The 15,610-nt window shown below is 57.2% G+C and carries 14 protein-coding genes; 7 read left to right on the plus strand and 7 right to left on the minus strand.

Features of this window, described 5'->3' with window-relative positions; genetic code table 11:
- The first annotated feature begins 685 nt into the window (after positions 1 to 685).
- The 5 genes from B9Y90_RS12680 to B9Y90_RS12700 all read left to right on the plus strand — a co-directional run bounded on the left by B9Y90_RS12680 (position 686) and on the right by B9Y90_RS12700 (position 5,751).
- Complete coding sequence (locus B9Y90_RS12680) at positions 686 to 2,254, plus strand: ABC transporter substrate-binding protein (RefSeq protein ID WP_085541426.1); 1,569 nt, start codon at positions 686 to 688, stop codon at positions 2,252 to 2,254.
- Positions 2,255 to 2,339: 85 nt separating this feature from the next.
- Positions 2,340 to 3,383: an ABC transporter permease gene (locus B9Y90_RS12685; RefSeq protein ID WP_039289883.1), complete on the plus strand. Its 1,044-nt coding sequence runs from the start codon at positions 2,340 to 2,342 to the stop codon at positions 3,381 to 3,383.
- Entirely contained in the window at positions 3,383 to 4,216 is an 834-nt protein-coding gene (locus B9Y90_RS12690; protein ID WP_085541427.1) for an ABC transporter permease, read from the plus strand. The genes B9Y90_RS12685 and B9Y90_RS12690 overlap by 1 nt, the downstream gene beginning before the upstream one ends.
- Entirely contained in the window at positions 4,209 to 5,042 is an 834-nt protein-coding gene (locus B9Y90_RS12695) for an ABC transporter ATP-binding protein (protein ID WP_085541428.1), read from the plus strand. The genes B9Y90_RS12690 and B9Y90_RS12695 overlap by 8 nt, the downstream gene beginning before the upstream one ends.
- Positions 5,029 to 5,751, plus strand: coding sequence for an ABC transporter ATP-binding protein (locus tag B9Y90_RS12700; RefSeq protein ID WP_085541429.1), 723 nt, complete (start codon positions 5,029 to 5,031; stop codon positions 5,749 to 5,751). The genes B9Y90_RS12695 and B9Y90_RS12700 overlap by 14 nt, the downstream gene beginning before the upstream one ends.
- Positions 5,752 to 5,755: 4 nt before the next feature.
- Here B9Y90_RS12700 and B9Y90_RS12705 read toward each other — a convergent pair whose 3' ends face one another.
- Positions 5,756 to 6,655 (minus strand): diguanylate cyclase, encoded by a 900-nt coding sequence (locus B9Y90_RS12705; RefSeq protein ID WP_085541507.1) that lies wholly within the window; start codon positions 6,653 to 6,655, stop codon positions 5,756 to 5,758.
- 474 nt (positions 6,656 to 7,129) lie between these two features.
- Between B9Y90_RS12705 and ygjG the strand changes: the two genes are divergently transcribed.
- On the plus strand, positions 7,130 to 8,527 hold the full coding sequence (gene ygjG, locus B9Y90_RS12710) for a putrescine aminotransferase (protein WP_172744008.1): 1,398 nt from the start codon (positions 7,130 to 7,132) through the stop codon (positions 8,525 to 8,527).
- Positions 8,528 to 8,640: 113 nt separating this feature from the next.
- Here the strand turns inward: ygjG and lsrG are convergent, their stop codons facing one another.
- Genes lsrG through lsrA form a run of 6 tightly spaced genes read right to left on the minus strand, consistent with a single transcriptional unit; the run spans position 8,641 to position 14,384 of the window.
- Positions 8,641 to 8,931, minus strand: coding sequence for a (4S)-4-hydroxy-5-phosphonooxypentane-2,3-dione isomerase (gene lsrG, locus B9Y90_RS12715; protein ID WP_085541430.1), 291 nt, complete (start codon positions 8,929 to 8,931; stop codon positions 8,641 to 8,643).
- Positions 8,928 to 9,818, minus strand: a complete 891-nt coding sequence (lsrF, locus tag B9Y90_RS12720) for a 3-hydroxy-5-phosphonooxypentane-2,4-dione thiolase (RefSeq protein WP_085541431.1) — start codon at positions 9,816 to 9,818, stop codon at positions 8,928 to 8,930. Before lsrF ends, lsrG begins: the two co-directional genes overlap by 4 nt.
- 11 nt (positions 9,819 to 9,829) lie before the next feature.
- A complete protein-coding gene (gene lsrB / locus B9Y90_RS12725; RefSeq protein WP_039289864.1) occupies positions 9,830 to 10,849 on the minus strand; it encodes an autoinducer 2 ABC transporter substrate-binding protein LsrB in 1,020 nt (339 codons plus the stop codon).
- A 2-nt stretch (positions 10,850 to 10,851) separates the two neighbouring features.
- Positions 10,852 to 11,853 carry an autoinducer 2 ABC transporter permease LsrD gene (gene lsrD, locus B9Y90_RS12730; protein WP_039289860.1) on the minus strand — a complete coding sequence of 334 codons (1,002 nt, stop codon included), beginning with the start codon at positions 11,851 to 11,853 and terminating at the stop codon, positions 10,852 to 10,854.
- Positions 11,854 to 12,888: an autoinducer 2 ABC transporter permease LsrC gene (lsrC, locus tag B9Y90_RS12735; protein WP_085541432.1), complete on the minus strand. Its 1,035-nt coding sequence runs from the start codon at positions 12,886 to 12,888 to the stop codon at positions 11,854 to 11,856.
- Positions 12,885 to 14,384 (minus strand): autoinducer 2 ABC transporter ATP-binding protein LsrA, encoded by a 1,500-nt coding sequence (lsrA, locus tag B9Y90_RS12740; protein ID WP_085541433.1) that lies wholly within the window; start codon positions 14,382 to 14,384, stop codon positions 12,885 to 12,887. Before lsrA ends, lsrC begins: the two co-directional genes overlap by 4 nt.
- 214 nt (positions 14,385 to 14,598) lie before the next feature.
- Between lsrA and lsrR the strand changes: the two genes are divergently transcribed.
- Positions 14,599 to 15,570 (plus strand): transcriptional regulator LsrR, encoded by a 972-nt coding sequence (gene lsrR / locus B9Y90_RS12745; RefSeq protein WP_085541434.1) that lies wholly within the window; start codon positions 14,599 to 14,601, stop codon positions 15,568 to 15,570.
- Positions 15,571 to 15,610 lie beyond the last annotated feature (40 nt).

Raw genomic sequence — 15,610 nt, forward strand, 5'->3', positions numbered from 1 at the left:
GCTGGTGACCATCCTGAATGCAATGCTTCGGGATAATAAAGAATGGGTGACGACATAGCGCCACCCTTGACTTTAAACACAGCTGCTCTCCCTTTTAGGGTTAGGGTGAGGGTAAAAACCAGAAGCGACGCTGCGGTTACAGTCAGTGCTGAACATAAAGCGAGGCACGGTTCCGGCTTAAATCCGCAGCCATACGGAACGTCCATTCGCTTCAGGTCTAACAGCCACGCCCTTGTCCCCGGCTCTCATCGCCCCCGGTTATGACCCAACTCAGGCGGGGTTGAGCTGTCGGGAACAGCGAAAGAGAGCGATCGTCGGGAACGAATCGCGAACGACCCCGAATGTTTGGGTGATAGCCGGTGAGTTTACCGCTTCAGCGGCGATGAGCTCGCCGGGCGCCGGGGGTTGTCAGGGGGCATGGCGTAATGCCCCCTGACACGTTCACTGTCTCTGGACATGTAGGGAAAACAGAGATACGGGTGAACGGAACTTAAGCCAAAGCTTCACAGAGGACCTCTGCCGTCCTGAAAGCAAACCCCGCCCCCAAGTTTTCATCACTTTATCGCATTGGATATATCGTATATTTATATGCAAAGCGCAATTTTGACTTTGTGAATTGAGATAACTCACCTAACGTAAATACACAGAGAAAAGTCGATAAAAAACACAATTACAGGGTACACACATGCAAAAAAAAGTTCTGCCATTACTGCTGCTGGCGGCGCTGTCTGCCGCTTCCCACGCTGCCACGCCGCCGGATACCCTGGTGGTTGCTCAAGGGCTGGATGACATCGTCAGCCTTGACCCGGCTGAAGCCAACGAACTCTCAAGTATTCAGACAGTACCAAGCCTTTATCAGCGCCTGGTGCAGGCAGACCGCACGGACCCGGCCAAAGTCGTGCCGATTCTGGCGGCAAGCTGGCAGGGTGATGCGGCCAATAAGAAGCTGACCATCAAGCTGCGCCCGGATGCTAAATTTGCCTCCGGTAACCCGCTGCGCCCGGAAGATGTGATCTTCTCCTACACCCGCGCGGTCACACTGAACAAATCCCCGGCCTTTATCCTGAACGTGCTGGGCTGGCAGCCGGACAACATCGCCAGCCAGTTGAAGAAAGTGGATGACCACACGCTGGAAGTGCACTGGACCGCGGACGTCAGCCCGGCGGTTGCACTGAATATTCTTTCCACGCCTATCGCATCTATCGTGGATGAAAAAGCGGTTGAGCCAAACGTGAAAGCCGGTGACTTCGGCAACGAATGGCTGAAAATGCACTCTGCCGGCAGCGGCCCGTTCAAAATGCGCGTTTATCAGCCGCACCAGGCTATCGTGCTGGATGCCAACCCGACTTCTCCGGGCGACGCGCCAAAAGTGAAAAACATTATTATTAAAAACGTGCCCGATCCAGCCGCTCGCCGCCTGCTGATTCAGCAGGGTGACGCCGATATCGCCCGCGATTTAGGGTCTGACCAGACCAGCGCCCTGGAAGGTAAACCGGGCGTGAAGGTGCTGAGCATCCCTTCCGCCGAGCAGAACTATCTGGTGTTTAACGTCGGCAACAACGCCAACCCGCTGCTGAAAAACCCGGCGCTGTGGGAAGCGGCTCGCTACCTGGTGGATTACCAGGGCATTACCAAGGATCTGCTGAAAGGCCAGTACTTCGTTCACCAGAGCTTCCTGCCGGTCGGCTTCGCGGGTGCGCTGGAAAACACCCCGTTCAAATTCGACCCGGCGAAAGCGAAAGAAATTCTGGCGAAAGCGGGCATCAAAGACGCGCATTTCTCGCTGGATGTGGAAAACAAACCGCCGTTTATCACCATCGCTCAGTCCATGCAGGCAAGCTTTGCCCAGGGCGGCGTGAAGGTGGATCTGCTGCCAGCTGCCGGTAGCCAGGTGTATGCCCGCGTGCGCGCGAAACAGCACCAGGCCGCCATTCGCCTGTGGATCCCGGATTACTTCGACGCCCACTCCAACGCCAGCGCGTTCTCCTATAACGACGGCAAAGCCAGCACCGTGGCCGGGCTGAACGGTTGGCAGATCCCGGAACTGAATAAACAAACGCTGGCTGCCGTCGCAGAAGCTGACCCGGCTAAACGCAAAGATCTCTATACCAAACTGCAGGAAGAGCTGCAGCGTAGCTCCCCGTATGTGTTTATTGACCAGGGTAAAACTCAGGTTGTGGTGCGCGATAACATCAAAGGCTACCAGCAGGGCCTGAATGCGGATATGGTGTATTACGATAACGTCACGAAATAACTGAACGGCCCCTCGCCCCGCCCTTTCCGTCGTGAAAGAGGCCGGTCGGGGGGTTAATCACCATTAGCGCATAAAAGAGTTACCCATGTCCGAAGTCTCGCCTTCGTCGCAGCGTCTGCGGCGTCCGCTGCTCACCCTGCTTCAGGGAATATTTACCCTTGCCCTGACCCTGATTGGCCTGCTGCTGATTACCTTTGCTTTGTCTGCGCTTTCTCCGGTGGACAGAGTGCTGCAAATCGTCGGCGACCACGCCAGCCAGTCAACTTACGATCAGGTTCGCCATCAGCTCGGGCTGGATCAGTCGCTGCCGGTGCAGTTCTGGCATTATCTGGTCAATCTCGCCCACGGCGATTTGGGCATAGCCAGCTCAACCGGCCAGCCGGTGCTGCATGATTTGCTTTCAGCTTTCCCCGCCACCCTGGAACTAGCCACCCTCGCGCTCATCGTCGGCAGCGTACTTGGCGTACTTTTTGGTGTGCTTTGCGCCCGGTTCGCCGGTTCGCCGCTGGATCTCGTGGTGCGCACTTTCACTCTGCTGGGCAACTCCGTGCCTATTTTCTGGCTAGGTTTGCTGATGCTGGCGCTTTTTTATGCTCGCCTGCAGTGGAGCGCCGGGCCTGGGCGGCTCGACGATATTTACCAGTACAGCGTCGAGGCTAAAACCGGCTTCGTGCTGATCGATACCTGGCTTTCCGGCGATAAAGGCGCGTTTCTCAACGCCATTAACCACCTGATTCTGCCGGTATTGCTGCTGGCCTATTATTCTCTCGCCAGCATCACCCGCCTGACCCGCACGGCCTGCCTGAGCGAAATGAACAAAGAGTACATCACGCTTGCCCGCGCGAAAGGCGCAGGCGACATGGCGATTCTGCTGCGCCATGTGTTGCCCAATATTCGCGGCACGCTGTTCACCGTGATCGCCCTGGCCTACACCAGTATGCTCGAAGGTGCCGTGCTGACAGAAACCGTCTTCTCCTGGCCGGGCATTGGCCGCTATCTCACTACCGCGCTGTTTGCCGGGGATACCACCGCAATCATGGGCGGTACGCTGTTGATTGGCGTGTCGTTTGTACTGATCAATAACCTGACCGACATACTGGTGCGTGCCACCGACCCGAGGATCCGCTGATGCCGTCTTCTCTTTTTCTGCGACGCATGCTGCGCTCCCCGGCGGCCCTTAGCGGGCTGATTATCATTGCCGGGCTGGTGCTTATCGCGCTGTTTGCGCCGTTGCTGGCTCCATTCGATCCTAACTGGCAGGATGCCGCCGCGCGCCTGCAGGCGCCCAACGCCCAACATCTGCTGGGCACCGACAGCTATGGTCGCGACCTGCTTTCTCGCCTGCTCTACGGCACTCGCCCGGCGCTGGGCCTTGTGCTGCTGGTGACCATCATTACCCTGCCGGTTGGGCTGCTGATTGGCATTCTGTCCGGCTATTACGGCGGCTGGCTGGAGCGTATTCTGATGCGCTTTACCGACGTGGTGATGTCGATGCCACGCCTGATCCTGGCCTTTGCCTTTGTGGCAATGCTCGGCCCAGGGCTGGTTAACGGCGCGCTGGCGCTGGCACTGACCACGTGGCCCGCCTACGCTCGCCAGGCAAGAAGTGAAATACAGCGCCTGCGCCACAGCGATTATCTCGCCGCCGCAGAAATGATGGGCATCAAAGGCTTGCGGCTGCTGGTCGGCCATATTCTGCCGCTGTGCCTGCCTTCCGCCATCGTGCGCCTGGCGTTGGATCTGGCCGGGATTATTCTTGCCGCCGCCGGTCTGGGTTTCCTCGGCTTAGGCGCCCGCCCGCCGATGTCCGAATGGGGTGCGATGATTGCCGACGGAATGCAGGTCATTTTCGACCAATGGTGGATTGCCGCCATTCCGGGCACCGCCATTCTGCTGAGCAGCCTGGCCTTTAACCTGCTGGGCGATGGCCTGCGCGACGTGCTGGAGCCGCAACATGACTAACAGAATTACCGTGTCCGGGCTGAATATCGACTACCCAGGCAGCCGCGTAGTCAGCAACCTCTCCTTCACGCTGGGCAATGAACGCCTGGCGCTGGTCGGCGAATCCGGCTCAGGAAAATCCATGACGGCTCGCGCGCTGATGGGGCTGGTGCGTAAACCAGGCAAAGTGAGCGCAGAGCAGCTCAGCGTGATGGGGCACGACCTGCTCGACATGAATGCCCGAAGCTGGAACCAGCTGCGCGGCAGCGATATCGCCATGGTGTTGCAGGACCCGCGCTATGCGCTGAACCCGGTCAAAAGCGTACAGCAGCAAATTGACGAAGCACTACGATTGCACCAGAAGCTCTCCTCAGCCGAACGCCGCGATCGCTGCCATGAACTGGTGCAATCCGTTGGTTTACCGGGCGCTGTGCTGCAGCGTTACCCTGGCGAGCTGTCCGGCGGTATGGGTCAGCGAGTGATGATCGCCATTGCGCTCGCCAATAATCCCAAAGTGCTGATCGCCGACGAACCCACGTCGGCGCTCGACGCCCGCCTGCGCAACCAAATCCTTGAACTGCTGGTAGCCCAGTGCGAAAAGCGGCAAATGGCGCTGCTGTTGATCAGCCACGATCTGCCGCTGGTAGCCGAACACTGCCACCGCGTGCTGGTGATGTACCAGGGCCAAAAAGTCGACGAAATGGCGGCAAGCGAGCTGCCGCAGGCCACGCATCCTTACACGCGCACTCTCTGGACATGCCGTCCAAATGCCGATACCTACGGGCAGATGCTGCCGACGCTGAACCGCAGTGAATTTCAGCCAGGAGAAACCTATGGCGATCGTTAAGGTTGATAATCTGAGCGTACAGTTTGCCGCCAAAGGCGGGATCAAAACCGCCGTCGCCGGGGCCAGTTTCGCCCTTGAACAGGGCGAAACGTTTAGCCTGATTGGCGCTTCCGGCTGCGGGAAATCTACCATTCTGCGCGTGCTGGCCGGGCTACAGCGTGACTGGAAAGGTGACGTAGAGCTGCTGGACAACCGCATTGCGGCAGGGAAGCGCTTCCAGGGCGCGCTGCGCCGCGAAGTGCAGATGGTGTTTCAGGATCCGTATGCCTCGCTGCACCCCAATCACACGATTTGGCGCACGCTGGCCGAGCCGTTGAAAATCCACGGTGAAAGCGAGATTGAAGCCCGCGTAGCGGAAGCATTAGAGCAGGTTGGACTGCCTGCAGACGCCGCAAAACGCTATCCGCACCAGCTTTCCGGCGGCCAGCGCCAGCGCGTGGCTATTGCTCGTGCGCTGCTGTTACGCCCGAAAATCCTGCTGCTCGACGAACCGACTTCCGCGCTGGATATGTCGGTCCAGGCTGAGATCCTCAACCTGCTCAACCGCCTGAAGCAGCAGCACGGCATGACCTATCTGCTGGTCAGCCACGATGCCGACGTGATTGCGCATATGTCCGACCGCGCGGCGTTTATGGCCAACGGGGTGATTGAGCGCAGCTTCGATCGCGCTGCGCTGGTGAATGGCGAACACAGGATGGCGCACGCGTAACGCGTTATGCCAGCGTGACCATTTCTTCGTCAGACAAAGCCAGAATGCAACGATTGCGGCCGGTGTTTTTGCCGTAATACATGGCTTTGTCTGCGCGACCAATCGCGCTGTGCAGGGAATCATCCGCGCTGACAAGCGTTAGTCCCCCGGTTACCGTCACGCGGATTGCCTGGTCGTCCACGCTGACGGGGTGGCTGGCTAAGTGCTGGCAAATGCGCTGCCCGGCCTGCCCGGCTTGCTCACGGCTGGTTGCTTCCAGCAGCATAATAAACTCCTCGCCGCCAAAGCGATAAATGCGCTCCTCATTGCGCGTAGCCCCTTTAAGAATGGACGCGACGCTGCGCAGGACATCGTCCCCCGCGTTGTGCCCCCAGGTGTCATTGATCGTTTTAAAACGATCGATATCCATAATCAGTAAATAAAGGCTGCGCTCCGCACGTTCGCAGCGAGAGCGTATCAGCGGAAATTCCTGATACATTAAATGGCGTAACGGCAGGCCGGTTAAAGCGTCATACAAATTACGGTAGGAAAAAAGGTACTCTTTATATTGGTCGATACTGGAAATAAACTTTTGCTGCGCTTCATTGTAATGATTCAGTAATTCTTCGCTAACCTGTCTGGCGATAATAGATAACATTAATGCCCGAGCGGCGTCGTGCATAGCGGTATGGTGCTTATCAATCAGCAGAATCAGCTCCCGGTCCAGGCTCACACCTTGTAAACGCTGGCCCAGCCAGCGGCTGAAACGGCAATGATGATGGGAATGCCGATCGTTGATTTCTTTATCGGGTTCACCGCCCAGCAGGCTGAGGCGCAGGCATTTATTTGCCCAATTATAATGATCGCGGATGGCAATATTCAGCTCTGATAAAGAGCTATCGATGTCCTTTATATTGATAGTCACGCTGTGCACACCTTGTGTTTAACGGGTCAAATTAATATCCACCACCTGATGATAACGAATATCGCGGGTTAATTTTCACGCCGAATCATAACTTAAACAAAGCCTAAACGATGAATCCATATTAAAAACTTTACGAATAAGGACATTTATTGTCATACGGTATTTCAGAATAAATAAGCATCTATTAACCATTAAGAAATGCTAAACAATAATAAGCCTCGTCTTTATTTTCCTTTTTGCGCCATACGGAAACATGCCGCCCCAAAATGGTGCAAATCTCTTCTCTCAAGGTCATGATCGCTCACTCGGCCTTCAGCATTAAAACACGCAAAATGTAATCTATTGTGATTAATTATTGCACAAACACACTCCTGCGGGCGTTTATCCCGATTTCACTTACGGCGCGCTACCTGGCGCAATCCCTGCAATACTTATTTTGTGTATCGCGTGATACGCCACACCCAGGAGCACATTTTGAACAGGTTACCTTCCAGCGCCTCGGCCCTTGCCTGTACGGCGCACGCACTGAACATTATCGAAAAGAAGTCACTTAGCCATGAGGAGATGAAGGCGCTAAACCGGGAGGTGATTGATAGCTTCCAGCAGCATGTTAATCCGGGTTTTCTTGAATACCGCAAGTCCGTTACCGCCGGCGGGGATTACGGAGCCGTAGAGTGGCAAGCGAGCAGTCTGAATACGCTTGTCGACACCCAGGGCAAAGAGTATATCGACTGTCTGGGTGGGTTCGGCATCTTTAACGTGGGGCACCGTAATCCAGTCGTTGTTTCCGCCGTCCAGCATCAGCTTGAAAAGCAGCCCCTGCACAGCCAGGAACTGCTCGACCCTCTGAGGGCGATGCTTGCCAAAACGCTTGCCACACTGACTCCGGGCAAACTCAAATACAGCTTCTTTAGCAACAGCGGTACCGAATCCGTGGAAGCCGCGATAAAACTGGCCAAAGCGTACCAGTCACCGCGAGGCAAATTTACCTTTATTGCCACCAGCGGCGCGTTTCACGGTAAATCGCTGGGTGCGCTTTCCGCCACGGCGAAATCCACTTTCCGCAAACCGTTTATGCCGCTGCTGCCGGGCTTCCGCCATGTACCATTTGGCAATATCGAGGCATTACGCACGCAGTTCAGCGAATGCCGTAAAACCGGCGATGATGTGGCCGCACTGATCCTGGAGCCAATTCAGGGCGAAGGCGGCGTGATCCTGCCGCCGCCGGGCTACCTGCCTGCGGTACGCCAGCTTTGCGACGAGTACGGCGTGCTGCTGATTCTGGATGAAGTACAAACCGGGATGGGCCGCACCGGCAAAATGTTTGCCTGCGAGCACGAAAACGTGCAGCCGGATATTCTCTGCCTTGCGAAAGCGCTGGGTGGCGGCGTGATGCCGATTGGCGCCACGGTTGCGACGGAAGAGGTGTTTTCCGTCCTGTTCGATAACCCGTTCCTGCACACCACCACGTTTGGCGGCAACCCGCTGGCCTGCGCTGCGGCGCTGGCGACGATTCACTATCTGCTGGAAGAAAATCTGCCTGCTCAGGCGGCGCAAAAAGGCCAACTGTTGCTGGATGGCTTCCGGGCGCTGGCCCGTGAGTTCCCGGATCTGGTTGTTGAGGCGCGCGGCCAGGGGCTGTTAATGGCGATTGAGTTCCGCGACAACGACATCGGCTACGACTTTGCCAGCCAGATGTTCCGCCAGCAGGTGCTGGTGGCCGGCACGCTGAATAACTCAAAAACCATTCGGGTAGAGCCGCCGCTGACGCTGACTATTGAGCAGTGCGAGCATGTGCTTGAGTGCGCGAAGCGCGCGCTTTACAGGCTAAGAGTGACACAGGATGAGACGGCAGAGGCGCAGGAAAGCTGATTGACCCTCACGCCAACCCTCTCCCTGGAAGGGAGAGGGAGCTATCCGTGTTTGCTGATCGCTTTTTTATCCCCTCGCCCCCGTGGGGAGAGGGTCAGGGTGAGGGGCATACCCTACGGCAGCAGCCCAATAAAACTCTGCTTCTTACGCGGCTCAGACATCATCTCATCCAGCTTCTCAACGCAGGCGAGATAGTGCGGGGTCTTCTTGTGCGCCAGCACCGCAGCCTCATCCTGATAAGCCTCGTAGATATAAAATCGCGTTGAAACCTCCGGGTCCTGCAGCACGTCAAAGCGTAAGTTACCGGGCTCTTTGATGGCACCTTCGTGATTCGACCGAAACACGTCCAGAAACTCGTCGACGCGCTCTGGCTTGATGTTGATCTCCACCAGCGTGACGTTCATGCCTTACCTCCCTGATGCTTCGCCTCAAGCCAGAACTGATAGGCTTCGCGGGCAGATGCTTTCTCGTGCACCACCTTCTTGACCGCCTGCAGCATCGCCAGTGGCGCTTCAGACTGGAAGATATTGCGCCCCATATCTACGCCGGATGCGCCCTGGTCTATCGCTTTAAAGCACATCTCCAGCGCCTCCTGCTCGGGCAGCTTTTTACCTCCGGCAATAACAATCGGCACCGGGCAGCTGGCGGCAACTTTCTCAAAACCTTCCTCAACGAAGTAGGTTTTTACAAACTGCGCCCCAAGCTCGGCGGCAATGCGGCTTGCCAGCGAGAAATAGCGCGCGTCACGGGCCATTTCTTTGCCTACGCCGGTGACGGCAAGCGTAGGAATACCGTAGCGCGTCCCCTCATCCACCAGCTTGATGATGTTGTTGATCGACTGGTGCTCATACTCGCTACCGATATATATCTGCGCGGCCACCGCGCAGGCGTTGAGGCGCAAAGCATCCTCCATCGTCACGGCGACGCTTTCGCGCGAGAGTTCGCTGAGGATCGAATTGCCGCCGGAGGCGCGCAGCACAACAGGTTTGTTGGTCGCAGGCGGGACCACGCTGCGCAAGATACCGCGGGTACACATCAGCACGTCGGTTTCAGGGAACAGCGGCGCAATGGAGAGGTCAATACGCTCCAGCCCGGTGGTCGGCCCCTGAAAATAGCCGTGATCGAAGGCCAGCATCACGGTGCGCCCGGTGTTGGGGTTAAAGATCCTCGCCAGCCGCGACTGCATGCCCCAGTCCAGCGCCCCGCTACCCTTCAGGTAAAACGCCCGGTTCTCCTGCGGCTGGCCAATACCGAAGTCTTTCCCGTCTTTAATATCATCCAGATCTGCCATGGTTTCCTCCCTCAGAAATCGTAATTGCCGATATTGTCTTTTGTGAACACCACGCGCGACGGCAGCAGCACAATCCCGTTGCCTTTCGCTTCATACTGGTAGCCCTGCACGCTGTTTGGCTCAACTTTTAGCGGGCCGATTTTCGCCACTTCCACACTGTCCCCAACGTTAAGATCGCCTTTCTTCAGCAGCGCATTGGCAACGTTGACCGCAATCTCGCCCTGCTGTACCACGTCCCACAGGCCAAACGCTTTTACCGTGCCACGCTCAACGTACGGACGCATGACGTTTGGCGTGCTAAACCCAACAATGGCGACATCACTCCGTTTCAGGTTTTCTGCCGCCTGGGCCGCGGCGGGCAGCGCGTTGGCATCCGGCGCGATAATCGCGTCCAGATCCGGGTAAGCTTTTAAAATTCCTTCGGCGGTTTGCAGGGACTTGGTGGCATCGTTATAGCCAAACTGCGTGGTCACGATTTGCCACTGCGGATGTTCTTTTTCAATCTTCGCTTTCGCCTCTTTCACCCACTGGTTCTGGTCGGTCACCGTCGGGCTTGAATAGAAAAAGGCCACCTTCGCCGCCGGCTTCGTGACCTGTTTTTCCGCCATTTCAACCAGCATGCCGCCGAGTTGTTGAGGCGTGCCCTGGTTGATATAAATGCTGCGGCAATCCGGCTTGGTATCTGAATCCCAGGTCAGCACTTTCACGCCTCGCTGCATCGCGCGCTTCAGCGCCGGGCAAAGTCCATCCGGCGAAACGGCAGAGACGATAATGGCGTTATAGCCCTGGTTAACGAAGTTGTTGATCAGCTGCACCTGCCCCGCCACGCTGGGCTCGGTCGGGCCGTCGTAGGTCACCGGCACGCCGAGATCCTTTCCGGCCTGCTGGGCGCCGTTACCACCGCTGGTAAAGAAGCCCACGCCAACCAGTTTTGGAATAAAAGCAATACGGTCTGCTGCCTGAGCCGCAGCGGCGCTGAGCACCAGCGCCAGCGCGCTTAGCTGCAGGATGCGTGTTGTTGCATGCTTCATACTTAAACCCCCGTTAGTTTTTTCTGCCCGCGCAGGCGACGCCAGGTCGCCCGGATCATTTCACGGTGTAAACTCAGCGAACGGCCAATCACCACCACAATCAACAACGCACCGGACAACGCGCTCGATACCTGATTGGGGATACCAACCATCTGTAATCCCTGCTGCAAATATCCCACCAGCAGCGCGGCCAGGGCGGTACCCAACATCGATCCTGACCCGCCGTAAATATTCGCGCCGCCTAAAACCGCCGCCGTCAGGGCCGGCATAAGCAAATCCCGTCCGAGATCGGAACGGGCAGAGCCAAAATAGGAAACCAGCACCACCGCCGCGATGGCCGAGGCCAACCCAACCAGCCCATAAACGCCGTACAGCATGCCGTTGACCGGCATAGCCGCATAGCGCGCCGCGCGTGGGTTCTGGCCGATTAAGAACACGTGACGGCCAAAGCGAGTGCGGTGTGCAAGCAGCCAGAACAGCAAAGTAATCACCGCGAATAACACCAGCGGCACCGGCAGTCCGAACAGCGTTTGGTTGGCGAAGTTAGTAAAAGCATCCGGGAAACCGCCAATGCCTTCATAGCCTGTTGCGCCTGCCATACCGGAAAGCAGCAGCGCCCCGCCGCCGTAGAGGTAAAGGGTGCCCAGCGTGATAACAAGCGGGCTAATACCGGTGTAGTGGATCAGCGCCGCGTTCAGGGCACCACACAGCAGCCCCAGCGCAAGCGTGAGCACCACGGCTACCGGCACGGGCAGCCCCGCCTGCAGCATCACGCCAAGCGCGATAGCGCAAAGCCCGATGGTTGACCCGAGAGAGATATCAATTCCGCCACTGACGATAGCCAGCGTTAGCGGCAAGGCGACGATGCCAATGCAGATAAAATCGCTGGTGCTGAACAGCAGCATGTTGATGTCCAACATGCGCGGGTTCAGAGCGCCAAACAGCAGAATTTCCGCCACCAGCAACAGGAGTAAAACGCTTTCCCAGTTAAGACGCAGCTTCATTTAAGCGACCTCTTTCTTTTTACGCGGAGGAAAGGGAGCCACATTTTTGCTCCCGTGCTGAGGGGGAACAAATCGCGCATATTTTTGCGCGCGCTGGTGGCGCATCAGCGCCTGCCGCAGGCGACCATCAAGCACCAGTACTCCCAGCAGTACGAGCCCGGCGATAAAATCATTCCACCAGGCCGGGAGCTTAAACAGCACCAGCACGGTGTCGATTTGGGTCAGAAAGAAAGCCCCCAAACAGGCGCCTACCAGCGTGCCTGTACCGCCGAGCAGCGAAATTCCCCCTAAAACGCAGGCAGCAATGGCCTTCATTTCAAGGCCGCTGCCGGTCTGGTTGGGCACAAAGCCTATCTGGGAGGCAAAAAGTACCCCGGCCAGCGCAGCCAGAAGCCCATTGAAGGTAAAGGCCAGCAGCCGGGTACGGTTCACCGATACGCCTAGTTGCCGGGCGGCGGCGAGATTGTCGCCCACGGCATAGAAATCACGCCCGAATGCGGTTTTCGCCAGCCCCCACGAGCCAAACGCCAGCAAAGCAATCACCAGTAGGCCAAAGAAAGAAACGCCGAGAACAAGCGGTTCGGACAAAGATTTGAGCGTCGCCGGTAGCCCTTCAATCCATTTCCCGCCCGTCCACAGCAGCATGCCCCCACGATAAAGCCCCAGTGTGCCGAGCGTGGCAACAATCGCCGGAATACGTAACCAGACCACCAGCACGCCATTAAAGAAGCCTGCCGCCGCACCCATCGCCAGCGCAAAAAGGATAGCCAGCGGCAGGCTGTAACCGGCATTCAACGCCACACCCACGGCAATCGCACAAAGCCCCACGGTAGATCCCACGGAAACGTCAATGTTTCTCGTCAGCATCACCAGCGTGGCTCCCATCGCCAGCAGGATCAGGATCTGCGCACTGGTGAAGATCATGCTGACGGTTTGCAGGCTAAAAGAGTCGTGGTTTAGCGCTACCAGCCCCACAAACAGCGCCAGAATCGCCAGCAGCGCGCTTAGTTCGCGGTTTTTCAGCAGCTTTCTCATGGTTTCCCCTCGCCAAATGCCATATTCATCATGCGATCCACGCTAATCGCCGGGCTGCGAATTTCGCCGCCGATTTCCCCCTGGTGCATCACCAGCACGCGATCCACCAGCGGCGCGAACTCGTCCAGATCGCTGGAGATCATCAGCACCGCCACATTTTGCTGCGCCACGCTTTTGATCAGTTGGTAAATATCCGCTCTCGCCGCCACATCCACACCCCGCGTCGGTTCATCCACGATCAACAACAGAGGATTAGCCTCCAGGCATCGGGCCAGCAGCACCTTTTGCTGATTTCCCCCGGACAGCGTGCGCACGGCCTGATCGACGTCGTGCAGTTTGATCCCCAACGCCCGGTGGTAACGCTCCACCACGGCTGCCTCACGCTTAGGCTGAAGCCAAAGGCCGGGTGCATTTAACGCCACCGTGTTCCAGCGAATAGGTGCGTCAAGAAATAACCCGGAAACCTGCCGATCCTCCGGTAAATAAACCAGCCCACGATCGAGCCGGGATTTCGTGCTGTTTTCGGTGATGTCAGCGTTTTCGAGAAAAACTCTCCCCCCTCTCGGTGGGCGCAGGCCGTACAACGTTTCTGCCAGCTCGGTTCGCCCGGAGCCAACCAGCCCCGCCAGGCCGACGATTTCTCCGGCATATATCTCAAAGTTCAGGTCGATAAAGCCTTCTCCGGTTAGCCCATCCACGCGCAATACCGGAAAGTCCTGTGGCTGAGTACGGCGGTTGCCGGGCAGTGACAGCCAAAGCTTTTGGGTATCGCTCAGCGTGTGTTCGCGGCTCCCCGGCGTCATTGCCGTAATCAGTTCGTGGTCGGTAAACGCCAGCGTTTCTCCCTGCAGCACAACCGCGCCATCCCGCATCACGGAGATATGGCTGGCGATCTGATGGATTTCCGGCAGCTTGTGGGAGATGAAAATAATGCCCACTCCCAGCGCCTGAAGGGCGCTGATTTGGCGGAATAGACGTGCCGTTTCTCCCGGCGTTAATGACGCCGTGGGCTCATCGAGGATCAATATTTTGGCTTCATGCATCAGGCCGCGCAGGATCTCCACCATCTGCTGATCTGCCACTTCCAGCGTATTCGCAGCGGCAGAGAGGGAGATGGTGCAGTCCAGTTGCTGCATCTTTTCCGCCAGCTTAGCCAGTAAGCTGCCCGTGCGCGGGAGGCGGAACAAAATGTTTTCCTGCACGGTTAAGTTTGGAAACAGCATGGGTTCCTGCGGCACCAGGTATATCCCCAGCTCATGGGCCTGAGCGGGTTTCAGCCTGTCATAACGCCTGCCGTGCAGCTCAAGCTCACCGCCGTCGGGCGTTTCAACCCCGGCGATAATTTTCATCAGCGTCGATTTGCCCGCGCCGTTACCTCCCATCAGGGCATGTACCTGGCCGGGCAGCAGCGTAAAGTCGATGCCTTTCAATACGCTAACGCCGGAGTACTGTTTCCGGATCTGATGAACCTGCAGCAGCGGCGTGGCGTTTAGCATCTGGACTCCACATTTGAACAAAAGAGAAATTGAATTAATAATGTTCAAAAGCGTAGACGGGGATATATGATTACAACCGGGCGGCGATCACAAAATTTTAAATAGATCGGCTAAATCATTCGGGAGTAATAAATGATCTTTTTTGCCGGGCGCTTCACATTTTATTTACGAGTAACCGCGAACATCTGATCTAAATTTTAATAAGAGTTCATCTATGAGCGAGAAACGTTCGACAGAAGAAAGTCAGTTCTCCGGGCTGCCGATGGCGGAAGAAGAGCTGCTGGCGCGAGTGGCCTGGTCCTATTACCACGACGGCCTGACTCAGAATGATATCGGTGAGCGGCTAGGGCTACCGAGGCTCAAAGTCTCACGGTTGCTGGAGAAAGGGCGCCAGTCTGGGGTGATTCGCGTCCAGATAAACTCCCGCTATGAAGGCTGCCTGGCGCTGGAAACGGCGCTGCAGTCGCGCTTTAGCCTGAAGTTAGCGCGCGTTCTGCCAGCCCACAGCGCACCGCCGATGAGCACGCGCCTCGGCATAGGTGCCGCGCAGTCGCTGATGGGGCTGTTAACGCCAGGGCAGCTGTTAGCGGTTGGATTCGGTGAAACCACCATGAGCTGCCTGCAGCACCTGAGCGGCTTTATCAGTTCTCAACAGATTGGCCTGGTCACGCTCTCAGGCGGCGTAGGGCCGTATATGACGGGCATCGGGCAGTTAGATGCGGCCTGTAACGTCAGCATGATCCCGGCGCCGCTGCGCGTGTCTTCCCCGCAGGTTGCCGAGATTTTAAGGATGGAATCCAGCGTTCGGGACGTGATCCTTGCGGCGATGGCGGCAGATGTTGCGGTGGTGGGAATTGGCGCTATCAACCAGAAGCGCGACGCCACCATCATGCGTTCCGGCTACATCAGTGAAGGCGAACAGCTGATGTACTCACGCAAAGGTGCCGTCGGCGATATTCTCGGCTACTTCCTGCAGGCCAATGGCGAAATGGTCGAAGGCCTGGAGATCCACCGAGAGCTGCTTGGGGTTCGCCTTAACGATCTGGCGCAATTACCCACCATCGTTGGCGTTGCGGGTGGGGAGGATAAAGCAGAGGCGATTTACGCCGCACTGTTGGGCCGCCACATTAACGGCCTAGTGACGGAAGAAGAAACCGCGCGGGCGGTGCTGAACCTGGCGAGTTAGTTTTAACGCGTCTCCGACCGCGCTCACAATGAGGAGAGGC

The sequence above is a fragment of the Cedecea sp. NFIX57 genome, from assembly GCF_900177785.1.
Lineage (GTDB): Bacteria > Pseudomonadota > Gammaproteobacteria > Enterobacterales > Enterobacteriaceae > Cedecea > Cedecea neteri_C.

What these genes read in the sequence shown, in the direction of transcription:
- B9Y90_RS12680 (WP_085541426.1), top strand. Translation starts at nt 686, where the DNA reads ATGCAAAAAAAAGTTCTGCCATTACTGCTGCTGGCGGCGCTGTCTGCC.
- B9Y90_RS12685 (WP_039289883.1), top strand. Translation starts at nt 2,340, where the DNA reads ATGTCCGAAGTCTCGCCTTCGTCGCAGCGTCTGCGGCGTCCGCTGCTC.
- B9Y90_RS12690 (WP_085541427.1), top strand. Translation starts at nt 3,383, where the DNA reads ATGCCGTCTTCTCTTTTTCTGCGACGCATGCTGCGCTCCCCGGCGGCC.
- B9Y90_RS12695 (WP_085541428.1), top strand. Translation starts at nt 4,209, where the DNA reads ATGACTAACAGAATTACCGTGTCCGGGCTGAATATCGACTACCCAGGC.
- B9Y90_RS12700 (WP_085541429.1), top strand. Translation starts at nt 5,029, where the DNA reads ATGGCGATCGTTAAGGTTGATAATCTGAGCGTACAGTTTGCCGCCAAA.
- lsrG (WP_085541430.1), bottom strand. Translation starts at nt 8,931, where the DNA reads ATGAACGTCACGCTGGTGGAGATCAACATCAAGCCAGAGCGCGTCGAC.
- lsrF (WP_085541431.1), bottom strand. Translation starts at nt 9,818, where the DNA reads ATGGCAGATCTGGATGATATTAAAGACGGGAAAGACTTCGGTATTGGC.
- lsrB (WP_039289864.1), bottom strand. Translation starts at nt 10,849, where the DNA reads ATGAAGCATGCAACAACACGCATCCTGCAGCTAAGCGCGCTGGCGCTG.
- lsrD (WP_039289860.1), bottom strand. Translation starts at nt 11,853, where the DNA reads ATGAAGCTGCGTCTTAACTGGGAAAGCGTTTTACTCCTGTTGCTGGTG.
- lsrC (WP_085541432.1), bottom strand. Translation starts at nt 12,888, where the DNA reads ATGAGAAAGCTGCTGAAAAACCGCGAACTAAGCGCGCTGCTGGCGATT.
- lsrA (WP_085541433.1), bottom strand. Translation starts at nt 14,384, where the DNA reads ATGCTAAACGCCACGCCGCTGCTGCAGGTTCATCAGATCCGGAAACAG.
- lsrR (WP_085541434.1), top strand. Translation starts at nt 14,599, where the DNA reads ATGAGCGAGAAACGTTCGACAGAAGAAAGTCAGTTCTCCGGGCTGCCG.